This window comes from Erwinia rhapontici (assembly GCF_020683125.1).
Taxonomy (GTDB): domain Bacteria; phylum Pseudomonadota; class Gammaproteobacteria; order Enterobacterales; family Enterobacteriaceae; genus Erwinia; species Erwinia rhapontici.
The window spans coordinates 3,057,287-3,079,602 of record NZ_CP085627.1 but is presented as its reverse complement, the minus strand read 5'-3'; the positions used below and the strand labels follow the sequence as shown (position 1 = coordinate 3,079,602).

The 22,316-nt window shown below is 48.6% G+C and carries 19 protein-coding genes; 12 read left to right on the top strand and 7 right to left on the bottom strand.

All coding sequences use genetic code 11. The annotated features are described in order from the left end of the window. Window positions 1-52 precede the first annotated feature (52 nt). The 3 genes from LJN55_RS14380 to LJN55_RS14370 are packed head-to-tail and all read left to right on the top strand — an operon-like array spanning window position 53 to window position 4,499. Window positions 53-1,162, top strand: coding sequence for an ABC transporter ATP-binding protein (locus LJN55_RS14380; RefSeq protein WP_133841663.1), 1,110 nt, complete (start codon window positions 53-55; stop codon window positions 1,160-1,162). Between the two features lie 32 nt (window positions 1,163-1,194). Then, the gene (locus tag LJN55_RS14375) at window positions 1,195-2,841 is read left to right on the top strand and encodes a glycoside hydrolase family 13 protein (protein ID WP_320443529.1); all 1,647 of its coding nucleotides are present in this window, start codon (window positions 1,195-1,197) and stop codon (window positions 2,839-2,841) included. Beyond that, window positions 2,841-4,499, top strand: a complete 1,659-nt coding sequence (locus LJN55_RS14370; RefSeq protein WP_227534690.1) for a glycoside hydrolase family 13 protein — start codon at window positions 2,841-2,843, stop codon at window positions 4,497-4,499. Before LJN55_RS14375 ends, LJN55_RS14370 begins: the two co-directional genes overlap by 1 nt. A gap of 33 nt (window positions 4,500-4,532) precedes the next feature. Here the strand turns inward: LJN55_RS14370 and LJN55_RS14365 are convergent, their stop codons facing one another. Beyond that, window positions 4,533-5,603, bottom strand: a complete 1,071-nt coding sequence (locus LJN55_RS14365; protein ID WP_227534689.1) for a LacI family DNA-binding transcriptional regulator — start codon at window positions 5,601-5,603, stop codon at window positions 4,533-4,535. Window positions 5,604-5,809: 206 nt separating this feature from the next. Here LJN55_RS14365 and LJN55_RS14360 point away from each other — a divergent pair, with 206 nt between their 5' ends. Beyond that, on the top strand, window positions 5,810-8,917 hold the full coding sequence (locus LJN55_RS14360) for a beta-galactosidase (RefSeq protein ID WP_227534688.1): 3,108 nt from the start codon (window positions 5,810-5,812) through the stop codon (window positions 8,915-8,917). Between the two features lie 53 nt (window positions 8,918-8,970). Further along, window positions 8,971-10,236, top strand: a complete 1,266-nt coding sequence (locus tag LJN55_RS14355; RefSeq protein WP_213202071.1) for an MFS transporter — start codon at window positions 8,971-8,973, stop codon at window positions 10,234-10,236. Window positions 10,237-10,376: 140 nt separating this feature from the next. Here LJN55_RS14355 and LJN55_RS14350 read toward each other — a convergent pair whose 3' ends face one another. Further along, window positions 10,377-11,213 (bottom strand): MipA/OmpV family protein, encoded by an 837-nt coding sequence (locus LJN55_RS14350; protein WP_227534687.1) that lies wholly within the window; start codon window positions 11,211-11,213, stop codon window positions 10,377-10,379. Between the two features lie 204 nt (window positions 11,214-11,417). Between LJN55_RS14350 and LJN55_RS14345 the strand changes: the two genes are divergently transcribed. From LJN55_RS14345 to LJN55_RS23985, 3 genes are read left to right on the top strand one after another with little or no spacing between them, the layout of a single operon-like run. Continuing rightward, the gene (locus LJN55_RS14345; RefSeq protein ID WP_227534686.1) at window positions 11,418-12,095 is read left to right on the top strand and encodes a response regulator; all 678 of its coding nucleotides are present in this window, start codon (window positions 11,418-11,420) and stop codon (window positions 12,093-12,095) included. Then, complete coding sequence (locus LJN55_RS14340; protein WP_227534685.1) at window positions 12,095-13,483, top strand: sensor histidine kinase; 1,389 nt, start codon at window positions 12,095-12,097, stop codon at window positions 13,481-13,483. The genes LJN55_RS14345 and LJN55_RS14340 overlap by 1 nt, the downstream gene beginning before the upstream one ends. Window positions 13,484-13,533: 50 nt before the next feature. Further along, window positions 13,534-13,971 carry a hypothetical protein gene (locus LJN55_RS23985; protein WP_320443506.1) on the top strand — a complete coding sequence of 146 codons (438 nt, stop codon included), beginning with the start codon at window positions 13,534-13,536 and terminating at the stop codon, window positions 13,969-13,971. A 156-nt stretch (window positions 13,972-14,127) separates the two neighbouring features. Here LJN55_RS23985 and ccdB read toward each other — a convergent pair whose 3' ends face one another. Together ccdB and ccdA are read right to left on the bottom strand one after the other, a co-directional pair. Then, window positions 14,128-14,433, bottom strand: a complete 306-nt coding sequence (gene ccdB / locus LJN55_RS14335; RefSeq protein ID WP_133841673.1) for a type II toxin-antitoxin system toxin CcdB — start codon at window positions 14,431-14,433, stop codon at window positions 14,128-14,130. Window positions 14,434-14,435: 2 nt separating this feature from the next. Beyond that, window positions 14,436-14,654 carry a type II toxin-antitoxin system antitoxin CcdA gene (gene ccdA / locus LJN55_RS14330; protein ID WP_227534684.1) on the bottom strand — a complete coding sequence of 73 codons (219 nt, stop codon included), beginning with the start codon at window positions 14,652-14,654 and terminating at the stop codon, window positions 14,436-14,438. 137 nt (window positions 14,655-14,791) lie between these two features. Here ccdA and LJN55_RS14325 point away from each other — a divergent pair, with 137 nt between their 5' ends. Then, window positions 14,792-15,043, top strand: a complete 252-nt coding sequence (locus LJN55_RS14325) for a hypothetical protein (RefSeq protein ID WP_159336428.1) — start codon at window positions 14,792-14,794, stop codon at window positions 15,041-15,043. Between the two features lie 259 nt (window positions 15,044-15,302). Here LJN55_RS14325 and LJN55_RS23980 read toward each other — a convergent pair whose 3' ends face one another. Beyond that, window positions 15,303-15,488: a hypothetical protein gene (locus tag LJN55_RS23980; RefSeq protein WP_320443505.1), complete on the bottom strand. Its 186-nt coding sequence runs from the start codon at window positions 15,486-15,488 to the stop codon at window positions 15,303-15,305. A gap of 226 nt (window positions 15,489-15,714) precedes the next feature. Between LJN55_RS23980 and LJN55_RS14320 the strand changes: the two genes are divergently transcribed. From LJN55_RS14320 to LJN55_RS14310, 3 genes are read left to right on the top strand one after another with little or no spacing between them, the layout of a single operon-like run. Continuing rightward, complete coding sequence (locus LJN55_RS14320) at window positions 15,715-16,899, top strand: ABC-three component system protein (RefSeq protein WP_227534683.1); 1,185 nt, start codon at window positions 15,715-15,717, stop codon at window positions 16,897-16,899. Then, window positions 16,896-17,411: an ABC-three component system middle component 2 gene (locus LJN55_RS14315; protein WP_085396429.1), complete on the top strand. Its 516-nt coding sequence runs from the start codon at window positions 16,896-16,898 to the stop codon at window positions 17,409-17,411. Before LJN55_RS14320 ends, LJN55_RS14315 begins: the two co-directional genes overlap by 4 nt. A 56-nt stretch (window positions 17,412-17,467) precedes the next feature. Continuing rightward, a complete protein-coding gene (locus tag LJN55_RS14310; protein WP_227534682.1) occupies window positions 17,468-19,282 on the top strand; it encodes a coiled-coil domain-containing protein in 1,815 nt (604 codons plus the stop codon). A gap of 498 nt (window positions 19,283-19,780) precedes the next feature. On the opposite strand, the gene LJN55_RS14305 is transcribed toward LJN55_RS14310, so the two are convergent. Together LJN55_RS14305 and LJN55_RS14300 are read right to left on the bottom strand one after the other, a co-directional pair. After that, window positions 19,781-20,638 carry an HNH endonuclease gene (locus LJN55_RS14305; RefSeq protein WP_227534681.1) on the bottom strand — a complete coding sequence of 286 codons (858 nt, stop codon included), beginning with the start codon at window positions 20,636-20,638 and terminating at the stop codon, window positions 19,781-19,783. After that, window positions 20,631-22,190: an AAA family ATPase gene (locus LJN55_RS14300; RefSeq protein ID WP_227534680.1), complete on the bottom strand. Its 1,560-nt coding sequence runs from the start codon at window positions 22,188-22,190 to the stop codon at window positions 20,631-20,633. The genes LJN55_RS14305 and LJN55_RS14300 overlap by 8 nt, the downstream gene beginning before the upstream one ends. Window positions 22,191-22,316: the final 126 nt, after the last annotated feature.

Genomic DNA, 22,316 nt, shown 5'->3' with positions numbered 1-22,316 from the left:
ATTCATGCCGGTGGCTGGCCGGCATCATTTTATCGAGAACCGGGAGGGGAATATGGCGCAGTTAACGCTGGATAAGATTCAAAAACGCTATGGCGCGAAGGCGGAGGTCATCCGTTCGCTGAATTTGCAGATTAAAAGCGGAGAGTTTGTGGTGATCGTCGGGCCTTCTGGCTGCGGCAAGTCAACGCTGCTGCGAATGATTGCCGGGCTGGAGGAGATCAGCGGTGGGGGCATGTACATCGATGGTCACTACGCCAATGACGACAGCCCGGCCGAACGCGGTATCGGCATGGTCTTCCAGTCATATGCACTGTATCCGCATATGAGTGTTTATCAGAATATGGCATTCGCGCTGGAGCTTGCGCACTGTTCAAAGGCGGAAATTGATCAACGAGTGAGGGAGTGTGCACGCATTTTACAGCTGGAGCCTTTGCTGGAGCGACGGCCAAAAGATTTGTCGGGTGGCCAGCGTCAGCGCGTGGCGATCGGGCGTGCCATTGTGCGCGAACCGCGCTTGTTCCTGTTCGATGAGCCGCTATCCAACCTTGATGCCTCGCTGCGGGTGCAGATGCGTATGGAAGTCTCTGCCCTGCATAAACGTCTGGGTGTCACCATTATTTATGTGACGCACGATCAGGTCGAGGCGATGACGCTGGCTGACCGGATCGTGGTGCTCAATCAGGGCAATATCGAACAGGTGGGAACGCCGCTTGAGCTGTACGACCAGCCCGCCAATGAATTTGTCGCCCAGTTTATCGGTTCACCGAAGATGAATCTGATCCCGGCGACGCTGCGCCGGTCGGGCGAACAGCAAAGCGTGGTGGAACTGGACAATGGCAAAACGCTGGTGTTATCCATCGCCACCCCGGCCGAGGCGGAGGGCCGCAGCGTCAACATCGGTATTCGTCCAGAACATATTCGCAGTGGCAATGTGGAACAGTGCGAATACCAGGGCGAGGTGATGTTTGTGGAACAGATGGGCAATGAAACCCTGCTGTATCTGGACAACGGCAATGCGGGCGAACCCTGGGTCGTGCGGCATGCCGAGCGTTCCGCCATCCATGTTGGCCAAACCGTTGGCGTACGGCTTCCGGTGGAATGCTGTTACCTGTTCGACAGTCACGGCCAGGCGTTTCAACGTCATCTGGCAAAAGTACACTAATTCGTCTGGGGGAAAATCACGTGATCAATGCTATGCACAGCACACCGCACTGGAAAGAGGCCGTGGTTTATCAGGTCTATCCGCGCAGCTTTATGGACAGTAACGGCGACGGTACCGGCGATCTCAACGGTATTATCAGCAAGCTCGATTACCTGCAACAGCTTGGCATCACGCTGTTGTGGCTGTCGCCCGTTTACCGTTCGCCGATGGACGATAACGGCTATGACATCTCTGATTACGAAGAGATTGCCGACATTTTTGGTTCGATGAGCGACATGGAGCGCCTGATTGCAGAAGCTAAAGCGCGTGATATCGACATCCTGATGGATCTGGTGGTCAACCATACCTCTGACGAACATCCCTGGTTTATCGACGCACGGACCTCAAAAAACAGTGCTTACCGTGACTTTTATATCTGGCGAGCACCGGCGGCAGACGGCGGGCCGCCTGATGATTCTCGTTCGAACTTTGGTGGCAGTGCCTGGACGCTTGATGAGGCCAGCGGTGAATATTACCTGCATCAGTTTTCCACGCGCCAGCCCGATCTCAACTGGGAAAACCCGCGCGTTCGTGAAGCCATCCACGCCATGATGAACCGCTGGTTGGATAAGGGCATCGGGGGATTCCGAATGGACGTTATCGACCTGATCGGGAAAGAAGTGGATCAACAGATCATGGCGAATGGCCGTCATCTTCACCTGTATCTTCAGCAGATGAACCGGGCGACCTTTGGTCCGCGCGGCAGCGTGACGGTGGGGGAGACGTGGAGCGCAACGCCGGAAGACGCCCTGCTCTACAGTGCCGAAGAGCGGCAAGAGCTGACGATGGTCTTTCAGTTTGAGCACATCAAACTTTTCTGGGATGAACAGTACGGGAAGTGGTGCAACCAGCCGTTTGATCTGTTGCGCTTTAAGGCCGTGATTGACAAGTGGCAGACGGCACTGGCTGACCATGGCTGGAACTCGTTGTTCTGGAGCAACCATGATTTGCCTCGCGCGGTCTCCAAATTTGGTGATGATGGTGAGTATCGCGTGGTGTCAGCAAAAATGCTTGCCACCGCGCTTCACTGCCTTAAAGGCACACCCTACATTTATCAGGGTGAAGAGATTGGCATGACCAACGTGAGTTTTGCTGATATTGACGACTATCGGGATATTGAAAGCCTGAATCTTTATCAGGAACGGATCGGCGGAGGGATGAGTCATGAAGCGATGATGCACGGTATCCACGCCAACGGGCGCGATAATGCGCGAACGCCAATGCAGTGGGACAGCAGTCCACATGCGGGGTTCACCACCGGTCAGCCCTGGATTGAGGCTCATCCCAACTTCAGGACAGTGAATGTTGCGGCTGCGCTTGACGATCCTGACTCTGTTTTTTACCACTACCAGAAGCTGGTGGCATTGCGTAAGCAGCTGCCGCTGCTGGTACACGGTGACTTCAGGCAGATCGTTGTCGACCATCCGCAGGTGTTTGCCTGGCTGCGCACGCTGGGGGAGCAGACGCTGGTGGTGATCAATAATTTCACGCGAGACGCTGTGATGCTGGCGATCCCCGACAACCTGCAGAGCCAGCAGGGCCGTTGTCTCATCAACAATTACGCGCCACGGGAGCAGTTGGAGCCGATTATGGAACTGCAACCTTATGAATCCTTTGCATTACTTATTGAGAGGCTGTGATGGCAAACTGGTGGAAAGAGGCCGTGGCGTATCAGATATACCCGCGCAGCTTCAACGACAGCAATAACGATGGCATAGGTGACCTGAATGGCATCACGGAAAAACTCGATTACCTGGAAGATTTAGGCATCGATCTGATTTGGATCTGCCCCATGTATCAGTCCCCCAATGATGACAACGGCTATGACATCAGCGATTACCAGAAAATCATGGCTGAGTTTGGCACGATGGACGATTTTGACCGTCTGCTTGAACAGGTGCATGCGCGCGGTATGCGCCTGATTATTGATTTAGTGGTGAACCATACTTCTGATGAGCATCCGTGGTTTTTAGCGTCCAGCGCCTCACGGGATAACCCGAAACGCGACTGGTACATCTGGCGCGACGGTAAAGCGGGCGCTGAGCCGAACAACTGGGAAAGCATCTTCAACGGTTCTGCCTGGAAATACAGCGCGGCGACCGGGCAGTATTTCCTGCATTTGTTCTCCGAAAAGCAGCCAGATTTGAACTGGGAAAACCCCGAGGTGCGTTCGGCGGTGTACGCCATGATGCGTTGGTGGCTTGACAAAGGGGTGGATGGTTTTCGCATTGATGCCATCTGCCATATGAAAAAAGAGCCGACTTTCAGCGATATGCCTAATCCCCTGGCGCTGCCTTACGTGCCGTCGTTCGAGCGCCACCTCAACTATGACGGGCTGCTTGATTACGTCGATGACATGTGTGAACAGGTGTTCAGTCACTATGACATTGTGACCATCGGCGAAATGAACGGTGCCTCCGCTGAGCAGGGTGAAGAGTGGGTCGGCGAGCAGCGGGACAGGCTGAATATGATCTTTCAGTTTGAGCACGTGAAGCTGTGGCAGGATGGGCAAAAGGACACCCTGGAAGCCAGTCTCGATTTACCCGGCTTAAAAGAGATTTTCACGCGCTGGCAGACACTGCTGGAAAACAAAGGCTGGAACGCGTTATACGTAGAAAATCATGATCTTCCCCGTGTGGTATCGGGCTGGGGCGACGATAAAAATTATCAACGTGAAAGCGCGACCGCCATTGCGGCGATGTTCTTCCTGATGAAAGGTACGCCGTTTATTTATCAGGGGCAGGAACTTGGCATGACCAATACGCATTTCGCCAGCCTGGAGGATTTTGACGACGTTGCCGCGAAGAAACTCGCCGTTGAAATGCGCCGACAGGGCAGGGAAGAGCCCGAGATCCTCGCCTTCCTCAGCCGCACCGGGCGCGATAACTCGCGCACCCCGATGCAGTGGGATCAGAGTACCCACGGCGGTTTCAGCAATGCCACCCCCTGGTTCCCTGCGAACAGTAATTACCCTGAGATCAACGTGGCGGACCAACGCGCAGACAGCGGTTCCGTGCTGAACTTCTATCGTGCGCTCATTCGCCTGCGCCGGCAGATGCCGGTATTGATCGAAGGGGCTTATCAACTCCTGCTGCCGACACATCCGCAGATCTATGCTTATACCCGTAGTCTGAATGAGCAGCAGGTGTTGGTGATCGTCAATTTCAGTGCCCATCAGCAGGCGATAGATCCGCAACAGCTGTTACTGGACGGCTGGCAACCGTTGCTGAGCAACTATCAGGAGCAGGGAAAACGGCAAAGCTTACGGGCTTATGAGGCACAGATTTATCAGCGGTAACATCTCGGCCTGTCGGGGAGGATTTGATAATTTTCACAGTTTTTCTATCAGTGATTTTAATTGTGCAATGACAGATTTTTTCTCATCCTCTTCTTCTCCACTGTAAGGACAGGTTGACTGGCGGATAATCAAATGTGTCGGCAGCAATTCACGGATGCGAATCTGAGGGGCGGCCATCTGCTGGATTAACAACTCGACGGCCCGTTTACCCAGCTTGTTGAAATCCTGCGCAACGGTGGTGAGCGGTGGCTGGAAATAGAGGCTGTCCGCCGTATCATCATAACCGGTGACGGAAACCATCCTGCTGCCGGTGCGATTCAGTTGCGTGAGGGCGCTCAAAACCCCTAGCGCCATTTGATCGTTCGCGACGACGATCGCGCTAATCCGCGGATACTGATGTAACAGCTCAAGGGCCTTATTCCGGCCACTGGCGGCACTCCAGTCACCAAAGACCGTAACCGCATTACTCACTCCAAGTCGGTGCAAGGTCTCACGCCAGCTACTCAATCGCATACGCGCCGAAACGGAACTCTCTGGCCCTGCAAGCAGGCCGAACTCCCGGTGCCCCAATTCCCAGAGATGACGGATGCATGCTCCGCAGCCATTAAGGTGATCAAACCGTACGCAGCAGACATCCGTTTCCGGCGAAACATCTAAAAACAAACAGCAAATATCCGGGTTCTCACTCACCATTTTTTCCGCAATGTGATCCTCAAGGGGCAGATTAATCACCGCGCCCCGGATATTTTGTGCGCGAAATTCATTCAGCCTCGCCTGAAGTGAGGCGTAGTCAGCCATCACCGGCATCGCGATAGCGACCTCCAGTTGATGTGTACCTGCGTGACTTTTTATCGCAGCAGCGATTTGCGAGGGTGCGTGCAGGGTCAACGACGCGGTAATCAACCCTATAGACGGTGCCGACTTCCCCGCCAGCAATTGTGCTGAGCGGTTCGGTACATAGTGCAGTGCCTGCATTGCACGAATGACGTTATCGCGGGTACGCTCAGCCACCACATCAGGTTTATTCAGCACGCGTGAGACCGTCTGCTGGGATACCCCGGCCTCGCGAGCCACATCTTCTAAGGTTGCCGTACGGCGCACCATCGTCTTCTCCTTTTACCCGTTAACAATAATGTCGTTCGCTAACATTTTATGTCAGAAAGACGACAATACATTGTCGCTTTAGCCTTGTTTCGTGATCGTCCGTGAGTTTCAAATTCAACATTGTTGCCGCTTTGAACAAAATATCTGATAACTCATTCTATCTTGTCTGGCGAATGACATTTTACATTAATCCTACAGGTATACCTATGCGACATCACGATTGTCACCTCTCCGGTGGTCCTCTGTTTCATGACGTACTGGCCCATGAAGACTGGCAAAACCAGACCATTACGCACCTGAACCGTTTACCGGCCCATCCGACCTTTGCCAGCTGGCGCGATCTTCGCTCGGCAAGGGAGAATCAGCTCTCTGCACACCGCCGCCTGCTGGATGGTCAGTGGCAATTTTCTTATGCCCGCAGCCCGTTTGAGGTGGACGCCAGCTGGCTGGAAAACGATTTGGCGGGCAGCCGCAGTACACCGGTCCCCTCGAACTGGCAAATGGAGGGGTATGACGCGCCAATCTATACCAACGTGCGTTACCCCATCGATACGACGCCGCCACGCGTACCAGACGAAAACCCGACCGGCTGCTATTCACTCTCGTTTAGCGTGGAGAAAGACTGGCTGGCTGAGGGCCAGACGCAGATTATCTTCGATGGCGTGAACTCCGCATTCCACTTGTGGTGCAACGGCGAATGGGTCGGTTACTCGCAGGACAGTCGCCTGCCCGCGGCCTTCGATCTCAGTGCGTTCCTACAGGCGGGCGAGAACCGCCTCTGCGTCATGGTGATGCGCTGGAGCGCAGGCACCTGGCTTGAAGATCAGGATATGTGGCGTATGAGCGGGATCTTCCGTTCCGTCTGGCTGCTGAATAAACCGACGCTGCACCTGAGCGATGTCCACCTCACTCCGCAACTTGATGCGCTTTATCGCGATGCCGAACTGGAGGTCAATGCCACCGTCGCCGCCCCGACACCGTTGCTGGAAAAACTGACGGTGGCCGTTGAGCTGTGGAATGACACGCAACGGGTCGCCAGACATCAGCAGTCGCTCGGGTCACCCGTCACGGATGAACGCGGCAATTATGCTGAACGCACGGTGATACGTTTCCCTGTGGAACGTCCGGCACTGTGGAGCGCGGAAACACCGAACTGCTACCGGGCAGTCGTCTCACTGTGGCGCGGCGATGAACTGATTGAAGCCGAAGCCTGGGATATCGGGTTTCGCCGGGTTGAAATCGATAATGGCCTGTTGAAGTTGAATGGTAAACCGCTGTTGATCCGGGGGGTAAACCGTCATGAGCACCACCATCAGCGCGGTCAGGTTGTTACCGAAGACGATATGGTGCAGGACATCCTGCTGATGAAGCAGAATAACTTTAACGCTGCTCGCTGCTCTCACTATCCTAACGCGCCGCGCTGGTACGAACTCTGTAACCACTATGGCCTGTACGTGGTCGATGAGGCTAATATCGAGACCCACGGCATGGTGCCAATGAGCCGTCTTTCCGACGATCCGTCCTGGTTAGCGGCCTGGAGCGCCCGCGTCACACGGATGGTGCAAAACAATCGCAACCACCCGTCGATTATTATCTGGTCGCTGGGCAATGAGTCCGGCGTGGGGGGCAATCACGAAGCTATGTACCACTGGCTCAAGCGTAACGACCCGTCACGCCCGGTGCAGTATGAAGGCGGCGGCGCTAACAGCACGACCACCGATATTCTCTGCCCGATGTATGCCCGCGTAGACAGCGATCAGCTTATCCCTGCGGTACCGAAATGGGGGATTAAAAAGTGGATCAGCCTGCCTGGCGAGCAGCGCCCGTTAATCCTTTGCGAATACGCTCACGCCATGGGCAACAGCCTGGGAAATTTTGCCGATTACTGGCAGGCATTCCGTGATTATCCGCGCCTGCAGGGGGGCTTTATCTGGGACTGGGCCGATCAGGCCATCACTAAAACGTTCGATGATGGCAGCGTCGGCTGGGCATATGGCGGTGATTTTGGCGATAAACCCAACGATCGCCAGTTCTGTATGAACGGTCTTGTCTTCCCCGACCGTAGCCCTCATCCGTCATTAATTGAAGCCAAACATGCACAGCAATACTTCCAGTTTACCCTGCTGTCGCAAACTCCGCTTTGCATTAGCATCACCAGTGAGTACCTGTTTCGCACAACGGATAACGAGGAGTTGCACTGGCAGGTCCAGGCTGCGGGAGAAACGGTTGCCAGCGGCAGCTTAACACTTGAGCTTCGCCCTGAAGGACAGCGCGAGCTGACGCTGTCGGGGACATTAACACTGCCTGCCGGGGCCAAAGAGGTATGGCTCACGCTGGAGGTTATCCAGCCGCAGGCCACGAAATGGTCCGATGCCGGACATCGCGTCGCCTGGCAGCAGTTTGCCCTCGCAGCACCGCTGGTGCTTCGGGCGCCTTTGTCAGCAGGAAATGCCCCTGAGCTTGAGGTCAGTGACAGTGCATGGGCGGTGCGCAGCGGCTCCCAGCAGTGGGTGATCGACCGTCAAAGCGGACTGTTGACACACTGGCAGGTGGACGGCGTGGAGCAACTGCTGACCCCGTTGCGCGACCAGTTTGTACGCGCACCACTGGATAATGATATTGGCGTGAGTGAAGTGGAGCGCATCGATCCCAACGCCTGGGTTGAACGCTGGAAAAGTGCTGGCCTGTACAACCTCACTACCCGCTGCGTGCAGTGTGACGCGCAGCGTCTGAACAGCAGCGTTGTGGTAGATAGCCGCTGGCATTACCTGAACGGGGACGAGGTTATGATCGTCAGCCACTGGCAGATGACCTTTGACGCGCAGGGCAAGCTGCACCTGGCCATTGACGGCGAACGTGCTGGCACCCTGCCGCCGCTGCCACGCATCGGGCTGAATTTCCAGGTACTGGATCAGAACAAACCGGTCTCATGGCTGGGATTCGGCCCGCATGAGAACTACCCGGATCGTCGCACCAGCGCCTGTTTCTCCCGCTGGGAACGGCCGCTGGACCAGATGACGACACCGTACATATTCCCCACCGAGAATGGCCTGCGTTGTGATAACAAAGCACTGGACTGGGGGCGCTGGCACGTGGCGGGCGATTTCCACTTTTCCCTACAGCCTTACGGCACCGAGCAATTAATGAAGACTGACCACTGGCACTGGATGCAGCCGGAAAGTGGCGTCTGGATAACCCTTGATGGGCAGCACATGGGCGTCGGCGGTGATGACTCCTGGACGCCCAGCGTACTGCAGCAATGGCTATTGCTTGAAACACAATGGAAATATCAGTTAACGATTCATTTCCAATAATAATCGAAGCGTGAGCCCCGGGCTTACCGGCATAACCAGATGGAACAGTCAAAATGAAACTCTCTGAACTCGCACCAAGAGAACGACATAACTTCATTTACTTTATGTTGTTCTTTTTCTTCTATTATTTCATTATGTCGGCCTACTTTCCTTTCTTCCCGGTCTGGCTGGCAGAAGTTAACCACTTAACCAAAACAGAAACAGGGATTGTGTTTTCATCTATCTCGCTGTTTGCAATTATTTTCCAGCCGGTGTTTGGTCTGCTCTCCGATAAACTGGGATTACGCAAACACCTGCTCTGGATTATCACGGTCTTACTGATTTTATTTGCGCCATTCTTTATTTTTGTTCTGTCGCCTCTACTGCAGATGAATATTTTTGCTGGTGCACTGGCTGGCGGGATCTATCTGGGCGTCGTCTTCTCCAGTGGATCCGGAGCGGTAGAAGCCTATATTGAACGCGTAAGTCGGGCTAACCGTTTTGAGTACGGCAAGGTTCGTGTTTCCGGCTGTATTGGCTGGGCGTTATGTGCATCAATCACCGGTATTTTATTTAGCATCGACCCTAATATTACATTCTGGATTGCCTCCGGTTTTGCCCTGGCGCTTGCCGTACTGTTATGGATGTCACGCCCGGAAGGGAGCAACAGCGAGCGGGTTATCGACGCGCTTGGTGCCAACCGCCAGGCTTTTTCTATGCGCACCGCCGCCGAGCTATTGCGGATGCCACGCTTCTGGGGATTTATTATTTACGTTGTAGGCGTCGCCAGTGTCTATGACGTATTCGACCAGCAGTTTGCTAACTTCTTCAAAGGTTTTTTCTCCAGCCCACAACGCGGGACCGAAGTGTTTGGTTTTGTCACTACCGGTGGGGAAATACTCAATGCAACGATTATGTTTTTTGCCCCTGCCATCGTTAACCGCATTGGTGCGAAGAACGCCCTCCTGGCCGCAGGCGTCATTATGTCGGCGCGTATTTTGGGTTCTTCTTTTGCCTCTTCAGCCACAGAAGTGGTTATCTTAAAAATGCTCCATATGTTTGAACTGCCGTTCCTTCTGGTTGGCACCTTTAAATATATCTCCTCCGCATTTAACCCAAAACTTTCGGCAACCTTGTTCCTGATTGGTTTTAATTTATCAAAGCAACTTTCTGGCGTCGTACTGTCGACATGGGTAGGCCGGATGTATGACACCGTAGGCTTCCATCAGGCTTATCTTGTTTTAGGCTGTATCACACTGAGCTTTACCCTTATTTCACTGTTTACCTTGAAAGGAAGTAAAACACTGCTCTCGACATCCGAATATAACAACGCAACCTGATACGAAATGCCCGTCTCACATAACGGGCACTTAAGCGGGATATTTACAAGCGCCCCATCATCTGAAATAGGGTGGGGCGAATGTGTATTTATTGACAGTGCATAGCCACAGGCTACCGGGAAGCACACGTCGAACAACGATCAGAAGCTATATGTCACCTTCATGCTGCCAGTGGGCGATGTTTTTCGTTGAACAATTGGGCTGTTGCTTGCATCACCAGCCAACTGCGTAAAACCTGCTGCGGCAACTACGCTCCAGTCTTGATTAAGCTTGTGCGTCCAGTCCATATTCAGTGAATAGGCATAAATTCCCGATCTGGCATCATATCGAGTAAACCCCGATGCTGCCGACTGTGATGCACTTACCCCGTAGTAAGTCTGCATGTACTTGCTGGTCCCCCAGCTACTGGTCAGCGCCAGCGTCACAGCGTTTTTCGATGACGTATAGAGCGGGCTGACAATGCTGAAATGCAGGGCCTCACCATTGCTTCGCTGAGAAACCGGTACCTCAGCCTGCAATTGCAAATTAAGCCAGTCGGTCACCTCGTATCCCAGGCCAGGCACCACGATAGCTGAGCCTTTAACGTCACCCATACCTCGCAAGTCGTCGCTACCGTAGCTGAGCGAGTCGCTGTCCGCGTCACGATCCTTTCTGCCTGCGCGATAACTCAGCGCAGCGCTGTAATCAAATTTACCGATGTTGTTGCCGTAACCGATACCACGCGTGGAGCTGACGAAGAAACCATTTACCATAGAGTAATCAATCACCAGGGCCGTCGTGACCCGGCTTTCATCCGAACCAGAATAACGTGGCGCAACATCCACGCCTCCTCCCAGGGTCAACTCGTTGCCCTGTGTCTGTTCTGCTGCCAGTATTGGGGTTGCCAGTAACGCGAGGACAAATCCTGACAACAATTTTCCCATGGTATGCCCCGGGAGTGAAGGGAGGAACTTATGACTCAGTTCGATGTTTCTCATTAAGGAAGTCCTTGTGGGTTCAACTGACTACGATGCAAGCGGTTTTAAACGCCAGAACGCTCAGTTTGAATGCTGACCCTGAAGTTCTCATGAGCCCAAAATGAAGAAATACTGAAGTAAGTACCCGTTCTGCAAACCTGATAGATCTACGGATACCGTTTTTTCTTCAGACGTTCTTCATTCACTGTTGATAAAGTCACTATTGTGAAAATTCTCCTAATTGAAGACGACATCGATCTCGGCAACGGCGTACGTATTGCCCTTACAGACCAGGGATTAGATGTCATATGGGTTCGCCGAAAAGTGGATGCTCTGCATCAACTTGACGTATGCGTGCCAGAACTTGTCTTGCTCGACCTCGGCCTGCCTGACGGTGATGGCATGAGCCTGATGGCGCGTCTGCGTCAGCAGTTCAAGGGGATCCCCGTCATCATCCTGACTGCCCGGGGCACTCTGCAAGATCGCTTGACGGGGCTGGATGCCGGTGCAGACGACTATCTCGTCAAACCTTTTGTTCTCGCCGAGTTGTTGGCCAGGGTGAGGGCACTTGTGCGGCGCAGTTACGGTTTTCAGAATGAGGTGATAGAGATTCGAGGGCTATCGCTCCATGTGCCGACTCGTCGCGTGACCGTGAGCGAAAGGCATGTTGATTTGACGGCAAGTGAATACGCGCTGCTTGAAACATTAATGTTGCGTGCTGATCGTGTTATGACACGTAGTTTTCTGGAAGAAAAGATCTTCGGTGCAAAAGAAAATATGAGTAACGCACTCGATGTACATATGGGAAATTTACGTCGCAAAATCGGTGACGGCTATGTGCGAACGGTGAGAGGAGTGGGGTTTGTCATTGATACCGTCCCCATTCAGAAGGGGGCAGGTTGATGCGTAATTTTTGGCGCTATCTGAGAATCCCAACGCTCGTACGGCGAATGATGATCGCCCAGATGCTATTACTGACGCTGCTTTGGTGTATTTTTCTGACCTACATTTTATGGGATAACTTACGTAACCCTCCAATGCTATCAGGCAGCAAAACCTATGAAACCATTCTGACATTGGTGGATCGTATGGCGGATCGTCCGCACGATCTCACCGATGTGCTGGAAAAATTCAGCAAGGCATTGCGGGAAGGCTATGGCGGAGGTGAAGACCCCAAAATGTCAATCAGCCTAATCGTTCGGAAGAATAAAGAGATAATTTACTCATCTGATGGCGCTCCGGCAGGAGTGACAAACACCGGTTATGGGATGATTCAGAGTATTCAGAGTAACGGTCGCACCTGGACGAGCCGTACTCTGAAGTCCGGGAACTCCGACACAGAGGTAACACTGCTCACTCCTGCTGGCGGTTGGAACTTCTTCATATACCTGAACTCGCGCGGATACTACATATTACCCCTGCTGGTATGCATTCCTTTTCTTTTGTTTCCCGCGTGGTTGTCAATCCGCATTGCCATGCGTCCCTGGAACAAGGTGGCAAATGAAGTTTCCTTACGAACATCAGAAGATCTTTCTCCCTTAAAAGCAGTTCCAAAGCACAAGGAGCTGCGCCAGATAGTGGACGCGATCAATATATTCCTTGCCAGGGTACGAGAGAGCACTGAAAGGGAGCGGACGTTCATTGCAGATGCCGCTCACGAGTTGCGTACTCCGCTGGCTGCAATGCGAGTCAATGTTGAGGCTTTGCAGTCCGATGTCAGCAACGTTCGTCAACAGGAATTGCTTGCAGGGATTATTCGTAGCAATAGCCGTGCTGCTCGACTCGTCAATCAGTTGCTGCTGCTGATGCACAGTGAAGCGCGCATTGACACTGTTATGGAGCCTGTGCCGCTGACGACGCTCATACAAGAGCGAATGGCTGAGTTATCACCGCTAGCTGCTGAGAGCCAGATTGAGCTTGAATTCTACTTTCATGATGAAGTCTGGATTACCGGGGTCAGGGAACGCCTGATGTCGCTAATCGACAACTTAATTGAAAATGCTGTGAAGTACAGTCCTGAGGGCGGGCGGGTTGAGGTAGAAGTACGATTGTTAGATAAATCCACTCAATTGCGTATCTCAGATGCAGGGCCCGGGATCATGGTTGAATTGAGGGAGCGGGTATTCGACAGATTTTTTCGTGATCCCAATCAGATACAAAGCGGCAGTGGATTGGGGCTGGCAATAGTCAAAGCGGTTGCGCAGCAACATAACAGCAGTGTTTTGCTAAGTACGTCTGCAGAAGGCGGGCTTATGGTTATTGTTGATATCCCAAATCACAACTCCGTCTGAAAGAGAACGCAATTTTAGTCCCCATCCTGCCCAGGACATTTACCAGAATAATGGAGCATAAATTGAAATATTTGGCCCTGGCTACACTATTATTTTCTATATCACTGAGCGGATGTGCCATAACCGTCAGCGATTTAAAAAACAGCGAATCATCCTTAGACGGCAGTTTCATTAGCAAGACGGGGTCCTCCGATACTTATCGAACCCTAAGGCACATTGCAAGGCAGTGTCTGGAATATGAGTCATATTCAGGAAATCCGGTCATCGTATTTAGCGAGTTTGACGGTGAGCGTAAAGAAGGTGAGATCACTCAAAAGCTGGTTTCAGAGGGACTGTTGATCAACAACACACTCATTGAGATAGAAAGTCATGATGGTGACAAAGCTAAGATCAGCCTGTACACAACCAAGAATATCTTGAGTACGAGCATCAGGTCGCCAAATATAAGTGATATCAAGCGATGGACTGACGGCGATAGAGCCTGCTAGTGTGGCACTTAGCCATACTGACGTGCCCCCAGGATTAGATAATCCCCATGCCAGCATCGTGATGCTGCTGCGGGTGTTAGAACCGACAGCCAGCACAGTGTTGTGGGGAGGGGCCAGTTTGGGGTAAGCCCTACGGCACGCACCGTGAATGCTTTTTCAAATACCCCAAAACATGAGGTTGATGGCATTTTTGATATCATCCTGACACCGGGTGATATCCACTACTGCATCACCGATAACCTCGACAGGGACACTAGAAAGTTCCGTGGTCATCAATCGGTGATTTTTTCCCTCGATGAGGATCAGCGGGAACAAGGTTTTATTCACTTTCTCAGAAAGATGGTGCGATTCAATGAGCGGGATAACCATGCGTCGCCCAGGGGTATCGACAATATCACTTTGCACATCGACAAAAATTTTGTAATGGCTGGTGCGTTTATATTGATAAACAATGAATTGCATAATCACCAGTTCCTGTTTTCATCGGCGAAAGAGCCATTCTTTGCGATAAAGCTGGCGACTTCCTCCATCCCTTCACGGTTCTGTTCTTTCCACTCTTCTGCCTTTATACGACGTGCTTCCCTGCCGATGACATCATTCACCAGACCAGAAATATTGACGCCCGCAGCATTCAGAACCAGATAGTTTTCTTTGTCTACAGTCACGCTGACTCTGTGTTTCATGGTCGTGCTCCTCTTGTGTATATACCCGGAGTGTATACTTTGCGTGATTATTCATCAATCAATCCTGCAACAGGTGTAAGGATTCGTAGCCTGCTGCACAAAAACAGCGCTCTCGAGTTGGTTGGTCGAGTCTGTTAGTGATGGATACTTACAGCGACAGCTATAGTGAAATTGTCGATACAGCAACAACGCTTCTTTCTGGTTTGGTGGATGACCTTGTTGATGAACTTTCTATATTCATTGAAGAGTATCCAGACAATGAATCTGCGGCTTGCTCTCTGAATGACATAACCAGGATGGAAGTTGGCGATCTGTCTTTTCTCCATCCATCAGCGATTGAATTTTTGCAATGGTTGTTAGGATATTTGAAACAAAAGCAGAATGGTTAAAACGTCAGGTAAACCCCCATGCCAGATCGTGATGCTGTTGCGGGTGTTAGAACCGACAGCGAGCACTATTCTTGCGGGCAGGGGGCCAGTTCGGGGTAAGCCGGACGTCACGCGACAGGACGTCGCGTGCCGAGGCCCGCAGGGAAGCGGATTTTGCCGATCCGGTGTGCCCGAACTGGCCCCGGGCCTGTCACCAACCTTTCAGCCGCTTCGAGTGAAAAGTTAGCACCTGTGCCTGCGGGCTGACCGGAAAAAATGGTCAGCCCCTAGGCCAAACCTGCCGCCCAGTTTCATCCAGCAAAAAACAAAAAGCCCGCTCAGGTTTCCCTGAGCGGGCTTCTCTAAATTTGGCTCCTCTGACTGGGATCTCCTTTGCCAGTAACTGGCTAATAATTAAGTTAACTCTCAGTCCCCGTACTGTCAAGACCACCAAAATGACCACCATTAGTGCGGGTTAAAAAAGCTGGTTTGAGCGTTGCGCTACATGTGGCGATGGTTACTATTGTGTTTTCTGTAAGGGGAGCGTAGCTAGAGTGAGCATTCAAGATCCTATCCTAGGGAACTGTGTCCAAAGAAGTCTGACTGTCTGCTCAGGGCGTGAAGTGGACATTACTAAAATAGGAGACAGATAGATACTTACTATTCATTTGCTAGTGTGGTAATTTTTTGAAATGAAATTGACCGAAAAAAACCTTGATGTATCACTTCGGCATGGCATGGAGAGTGTAGTGACAGAGGAAATAAAACAGGGTCTTAGCACTACATTTAGCGGATTGTCTGCACCTACACCATGGCCGGGCGCTAATGCTCGGTTGCTTGGATTAGGTGTAGGACTACCTATCGCGCCTCTTGTTCGTCTGTCTCAATTTAGTGCCGCTGAATTTGAACGTTTCACTCTCGAATGGGCTTCTGATTACCTTGCAAGGCAGCAATATGTAAATGAAGTTCAGCAGCGTGGTGGTGCAGGGGATAAGGGACGGGACATAGTTGTTTGGCTTGACCCAACAAATGTTTCACCGCGGCGATGGCACCTGTACCAATGTAAACATTATGATACTAATTTAGGTCTTCCAAAGGCTGGTATCGAAATTGCAAAAGTCATTTATTATACTTTTATTAGTGACTACACAGCACCTGAAGAATACTACTTTGTTACACACAAAGGTGTAACGTCACCATTTCAAGACCTTCTCGACGACCCAGAAAAACTCAAGCAGGCGATTCTTTCAGGATGGACGTCTTATGCCAAAACGATTACAACAAAATATGAAATTCCCCTGACAATAGAACTTCAAAGTTATATTAAAAAATTTGATTTCAGTATTTTCCGTGCAAAGCAACCACATGAATTACTCGAAGAACATAGAAAGACTTCATTTCATCTTACGGTCTTTGGAGCACCTCTAATTGAACGTGACCCGCCCGAGGCTCCTCCATCAGCAGTTGACCCTATAGAGACCGCATATATTGAGCAACTGTACGCCGTCATTAGCCATGATATAGCAAACCTAGTTCGGACCTTCGCTGATTTTGAAAATAGTATCAGTCACATAAAACTTTTCGAACGTTCTCGCATTACCTTTTATTGTGCGGAGGGATTGAAGGAACTTGCTAGAGATCAGATGGCCAATCAAACATTCTTCAATACCTTACTGGAGGAGTTCAATGATGGGTTGTATTACACATACACAGATCAGGAAGGGACACCGTTGGTCCGTTTGAAAAGTACCGTAAAGGCAGCTCAAACTTTACAGCTTGGTGCTCATCCGCTTGCTGCTCACGTCACAAGTAAGGACCGTGAAGGTATGTGCCATCAATTAGCCAATAATAGGGTAATTGATTGGTGCAACCCATGATTGAAACATTAGAAATAAAGAGACACTTCGAAGATAGACCTTTCAATTCCCCTCTAGAGTATGGGTTCCGTGCGTTATTCATATTAAACGCAGCTGGTAACATGGCTATGGACCTACAAAGAATAGTTTCTTATGACTACCTTCTTGTACATACCAGCGATGTGCAAAATGGGCCTAAGAGTCTTCATCCGGCGGTTCCTCACAGGGGAGCTGAGCTACTTGTGAAACGTGGTTCAATTCAAGCAGGGCTTAATCTCATGCTATCGAGGGAATTGATCGAGGTGTTTTTTTCCCCTGATGGGATTCTATATCAGGCTTCTGAGCTGACTGGAAGATTTGTCCAGCTCCTAGAGTCTCCTTATGCAAGTGAACTTGCAGAACGTGCATTGTGGGTGACGAAAAAGTTTTGTCACTTTTCAAATGAAGAACTTGCTTCATTTATGACACAAAATGTAGGTCGATGGGGCTCTGAATTCGATCGATTGACAGCAATAGACTTATTGGATTTGTGAAAATGTTTCGGATAAGAAAAATACTTTTACGTGGAAATGGTGTTCAAGATGCTTATGTGGACTTCGATAAGGGTGCGAACATTCTGGCGGGGGAGTCCGATACCGGAAAGAGTTACCTTATCAGCTGTTTAGATTATATTCTTGGTGCAGAAAAACTTAAAAAAAAGCCTAAAGAGGCCGCTGCTTATACTCATCTTTTCGTTGAGTTCGAAAATTCCAAAAATAAAGTGCTAACGCTAACTCGTGCACTGGATGGCGGAAAACTAGCTGCTCATTATGTTCCAATTCACAGCATTGATGGAAAAGGAGAGTCGATAGCACCTGGCCGCAAAGGCAAGAGTACAGGGCCTGATGTTACATCTATACTTTTCCCGTTCGCAGGAATTAAGGAGGCTAAGCTACGTAAGAATGCACGTGGCGCAACTCAACGCCTTTCCATCCGTACGCTTGCCCCGCTATTTCTGATTGATGAAGTATCCATCATCGACGAATTCTCGCCAGTAACTGGTCGCTCCGGATACGATGATACAGCCCGAAAACGTATGTTCTCATATATTCTAACTGGCATAGATGATGATGGAATTGTTGTTGAAGAAAAAACTGAAATTGTAAGGGCGCGACTGCAAGCCAAGTTTGAGATTGTGCAAGAGATGATTCAACCGCTTGAAGAACGCTTTGGTATCAGGTCGGATACTCCTCCGCTCGATCATGAATATGATAATGAGCTTGATGATGTGATCGCAAATTTGTCTGAAGAGGTAAAAAAAGCAACAACCGATATTTCCCGCTTACATGAGGAAATACAGGAAACAACTGCACTGAGTCTAAAAGCTGAATCTCAGTTACTGGGTGTGGCTGAAATCCAAATAAGATATAGCTTGCTCGGAGAGCGATACAACTCCGATCTGAAGCGGTTAGACTTTCTTGCGGAAGGAGCTCATTACTTTAAATCTCTCCAAGAGGTTCCTTGCTCTTTCTGTGGGCAGAATATGACTTTCGATCATTATCACAGTGAAAAAACGCAGACGCTATTGAATAGCGGTGAAATTCGGCGTTCTGCAATAGCAGAAGCTGCAAAGATCCATGCGTACTTGGCGGATCTCCAAAAAGCAATTGTTAATCTCGTTCAAAGAAAAGAAGAACTAGAGCAAGAGAAGGAGAATGCTCATAACTTGCTCACGGATCTACGGAGAGAGCTCACTCTTAACTTAACACCTCTGCTTGCTCGCAGACTCGAGAGCCTCGAAAAACTGCTTGATTATAGATCCGAAAGAGACGCCGAGATTATTGATTTTCAAAGATGGGGAGAATTACATAAGCTAAAATTAAGTATCCAAAAATCGCTTACCCAAGACAACCAACCAAAATTGGAATGGGAAGGGCTTTCTTCTCTATCGCTAACTGGCCTTTGCACTGAAGTTGAAGCAGTTTTAACCGACTGGAAATGGGGCTCTAAACCTCGAGTTGCCTTCGATGAGAAAGAGTACGACATCATCGTTGACGGTCAGCCTCGTCAGTCACACGGCAAGGGGGTCCGCGCGATTCTCTATTCGGCCTTTATCATTGGATTATTAAAGTACTGTGTTAACAATGGACGGCCGCACCCCGGGGTGGTCGTAATAGATTCACCGTTAACCAGCTATAAGAAGAAAGGGGCAGCAAAAGTATCAGGCTCAGACGAACCAATATCTGCGGGTGTCGAAACTGGATTCTGGAATTCATTGGCCCAATTACCGGAAACTATACAAGTTATTATTATTGAAAACAAAGAACCTCCAACTTCAATTATTACAAAAGTGCATTACGAATGGTTTGCGGGCGAGTATGCAGAGGTTGACGAGCGTTCTGCACTGATTCCAACTACCAGCTAATCTCCAGCAGTTTCATAAACGAGAGATCAATTCTTTTGAACATGACTTTCCAAATTTTCGTTATGAATTTCCCTTATATATCTAGGCAGTTTTTCTTTTTTACTGGACTGGTCCCTCATTATTCTGAACGCGAACATTAACGGATGTCATAAGCGTCCGTTCTTGGCTCATAGCCTACCAGCGCAGCTGCAGCAGCCGGCTTTGTACCAGAAGCGGAAGTTGTTAACATCGTACCATGTTGGTTATGGGGAGTATATCAAGATAAGGTTATGCTTTACCAGATTAAGACAGGGGTAAAGAGAATAAAGAAAAGTCTTGAAAGCGAATTGGGTCTGGAATATGGAAGCATTATTCATGTATTACAGCCACATAGTGATGGCAATAAATATCAGAGCTATGAGGAATGAATAACGGTTGGCAAAAATATCACCATATTGAAATTGAAAAACCACCAGCCACCATGCTGATGGTTTTCATAATTAAAAATGCACTTAAGAACTAAAATCTTCCGCCGCAAATATTTGCATCTTTAGCAATGGAATTATAAACAACTCTTAAGGTGGAATTATTTTTTTGTTTTCTGGCTAAATCTGCGTAGTGGTCTTGCACCGTTAAATAATTACCATTTAACAGTAGCCTTCTAATATCTGAAGTTATTGTTGACACGAACTGTGCTGCATTAAGTACGTATTTCTGGCGCAGTTCAAATTTTATAAAATGATTTGTTACACGATCACGTTCAACTTTCATCCATCCTTGAGGAGGATCTGCATGAAAATCGAAAGTTAGAATACCATAATTTGCTGTTATACTAGCAGAGATCCAATCTGTTTGATAAAATTTTTGGTCATCATTGTAAGGATAAAGTGTTTGGTCTGAGGCAACTTCACATATACTTTCTGACTTAGACCCATTACAGTGCATACAAGCGGGTATAAGATTTTTTGGATTAACAGATAAAAGTGGATAGCGCGCTTTAGGTAAATAATGATCTAGTGAGTCTACACCGTGTATTCCGCACAATGGACAAAGTCCCTTCGAACATGCTCTTAATTTATCGTAAACTTTCCTCGACTCACTATCTGTCTTCAACATGTGAAGAGTATAAAGATCCTTTAGATCTTTTTTTGTGACATTTTCTGCAATTATTTGTTCAGGTCTTCTGGCAGAACAAGGCGTAAGTAAATGAAAGTTTTTAGGAGCGCAGCGAGTATCAAACAGTACCCATTCTCTAGATACATTGTTCGCAATACGTTGCAATCTGTTTATATAATCTTGATTATTAATACTTACCGACAGCAAGCATGTACTAAAAACATCAGCACATTTTATATTTGGGTATGCAATTCTATTCATCTTCGTCTCCATCAGAATTTTTGATGTTGACTGTTTTGTCCCTGAGCATAATCATGCTCATCAATATTGCCTGCCCTTCAAAGCCAATCTTTCTTTTGAATTTTCTTATAACATCTTCGAAAGAAAGCCCATCATCAACTTGCTCTTTGAGAAGTTTGTGAAAGCCGGATTGCTCCATCTCTAACTTAAATACCTCTTTAGTTAAAGTGCCAACGTTTTCAGCAAATGTTTCTATTGAAGGTCTATCATATATCATTTCGTCCCCAAAACGCGTCAAGACCCAACAGCAGTTTTTGGGAACTTCTTGTACCACAACCGGTGAATGAGTTGCTATGATTGCGATTCCATTTCTTCTGGATAGTAGATTACTTAATGCGCGTATAAAAGCTGACAGAAGCGGCGGGTGCAAATGACTTTCCGGTTCATCGAATAAAACCAATGTCTTATCTTGCACTTTTTCGACAAGGCTACTGATTATCATGAAAACAATAGCATGACCGGAACTCATTTTTTCCATCCGATTTATGCAGTCATCTACTAATATATTACCGGATAAATTGGCTATGTCCTTTAAATTTAGATCTCGAAAATTTGTATCGGACTCTAAGTTGTTTATGGCAGTTATCCACGCTTCCCTTTTTGAATCATCAGAACAGCAGTTGTAAACTGATGTAGCACACTTCTTTCTGAGGTTACGTATGTCCTCAAGATTGCCAATCTCATCTTTAGAACTATCACTTTTTTTTAGGCCAATATAATAATAACATGTACCAATGAGGGGGTCACTTTGCTCACTGAATGGCGTAAAGGGATCAAACGCACTGAAAGATACAGAAATAACAGTGCTAAAATAGCCATCTGTTATCCTTCCCGCATAAGCCTCTTCGAAATAAGCATTTTTTGGTTTTTCCTTTCCTACAATAGAATCAACCATTTCATTTAGTAGAGTAGTCTTACCAAGACCATTTCTACCGATAATTGCGTGTATATTACTAGGTGGCAAGGAATAAGGCTCGACATTAAACTCAATATTCAAATCTGAGAAAAAATGATTTTTCCTGACGAATTGAAAATCAAATTCGGTAAGCAGACTCTCTCCATTTATAATCCTTGAAAACTGGCCATGAATGGTATTTATATTAACATCCCTTAGTAAGGATGTTTTAAATACATCCTCATTCTTTGCAATCTGCATGGCCTTTTTACTTAGGACGACGCAGTTTAATTTTTTTAATATTACCTTGCACAATTCTTTATCAATGGAGTAAAGTTTCTCATAAAACTCAGGGCTTTCCGCAAGACTAAAAAATTCTTGTTCAAGTTTTACAAATCTTTTCTGTATTTTATCTAAAGTTGGAATATCTACAATTTGTTTTCGGAATCCTATTTTAATCTGACCAATCTCATGCAGTTTACCATTGGAATCCATGTAGTCCATATTAAATAGAGTTCGATAAGAATAATCATTCCAAGTAGAAAATGTTAAGTAAACAGTATTTTTACTTTTCATTGAGCTGATTAATTTTTTATTTAATACGATAAACTCTAGCAACTTTATTCTCCTTTTGTATCAGTTATATCAGTTATACATAACAGCTTGAAATAATTTAAATTTGACTATGCACCTGCTATAAAATCATTAAGTTTGTAGTTAGCCAAAAGATACGTTATTAGCAAT

Excerpts from the sequence above, each read along its gene's own strand:
- LJN55_RS14360 (WP_227534688.1), top strand. The coding sequence starts at position 5,810 with ATGCGACATCACGATTGTCACCTCTCCGGTGGTCCTCTGTTTCATGAC.
- ccdA (WP_227534684.1), bottom strand. The coding sequence starts at position 14,654 with ATGAAACACAGAGTCAGCGTGACTGTAGACAAAGAAAACTATCTGGTT.
- LJN55_RS23980 (WP_320443505.1), bottom strand. The coding sequence starts at position 15,488 with ATGGTGGTCATTTTGGTGGTCTTGACAGTACGGGGACTGAGAGTTAAC.
- LJN55_RS14305 (WP_227534681.1), bottom strand. The coding sequence starts at position 20,638 with ATGAATAGAATTGCATACCCAAATATAAAATGTGCTGATGTTTTTAGT.
- LJN55_RS14375 (WP_320443529.1), top strand. The coding sequence starts at position 1,195 with ATGCACAGCACACCGCACTGGAAAGAGGCCGTGGTTTATCAGGTCTAT.
- LJN55_RS23985 (WP_320443506.1), top strand. The coding sequence starts at position 13,534 with ATGGAGCATAAATTGAAATATTTGGCCCTGGCTACACTATTATTTTCT.
- LJN55_RS14350 (WP_227534687.1), bottom strand. The coding sequence starts at position 11,213 with ATGAGAAACATCGAACTGAGTCATAAGTTCCTCCCTTCACTCCCGGGG.
- LJN55_RS14320 (WP_227534683.1), top strand. The coding sequence starts at position 15,715 with ATGAAATTGACCGAAAAAAACCTTGATGTATCACTTCGGCATGGCATG.
- LJN55_RS14365 (WP_227534689.1), bottom strand. The coding sequence starts at position 5,603 with ATGGTGCGCCGTACGGCAACCTTAGAAGATGTGGCTCGCGAGGCCGGG.
- LJN55_RS14370 (WP_227534690.1), top strand. The coding sequence starts at position 2,841 with ATGGCAAACTGGTGGAAAGAGGCCGTGGCGTATCAGATATACCCGCGC.
- ccdB (WP_133841673.1), bottom strand. The coding sequence starts at position 14,433 with ATGCAATTCATTGTTTATCAATATAAACGCACCAGCCATTACAAAATT.
- LJN55_RS14340 (WP_227534685.1), top strand. The coding sequence starts at position 12,095 with ATGCGTAATTTTTGGCGCTATCTGAGAATCCCAACGCTCGTACGGCGA.
- LJN55_RS14380 (WP_133841663.1), top strand. The coding sequence starts at position 53 with ATGGCGCAGTTAACGCTGGATAAGATTCAAAAACGCTATGGCGCGAAG.
- LJN55_RS14315 (WP_085396429.1), top strand. The coding sequence starts at position 16,896 with ATGATTGAAACATTAGAAATAAAGAGACACTTCGAAGATAGACCTTTC.
- LJN55_RS14355 (WP_213202071.1), top strand. The coding sequence starts at position 8,971 with ATGAAACTCTCTGAACTCGCACCAAGAGAACGACATAACTTCATTTAC.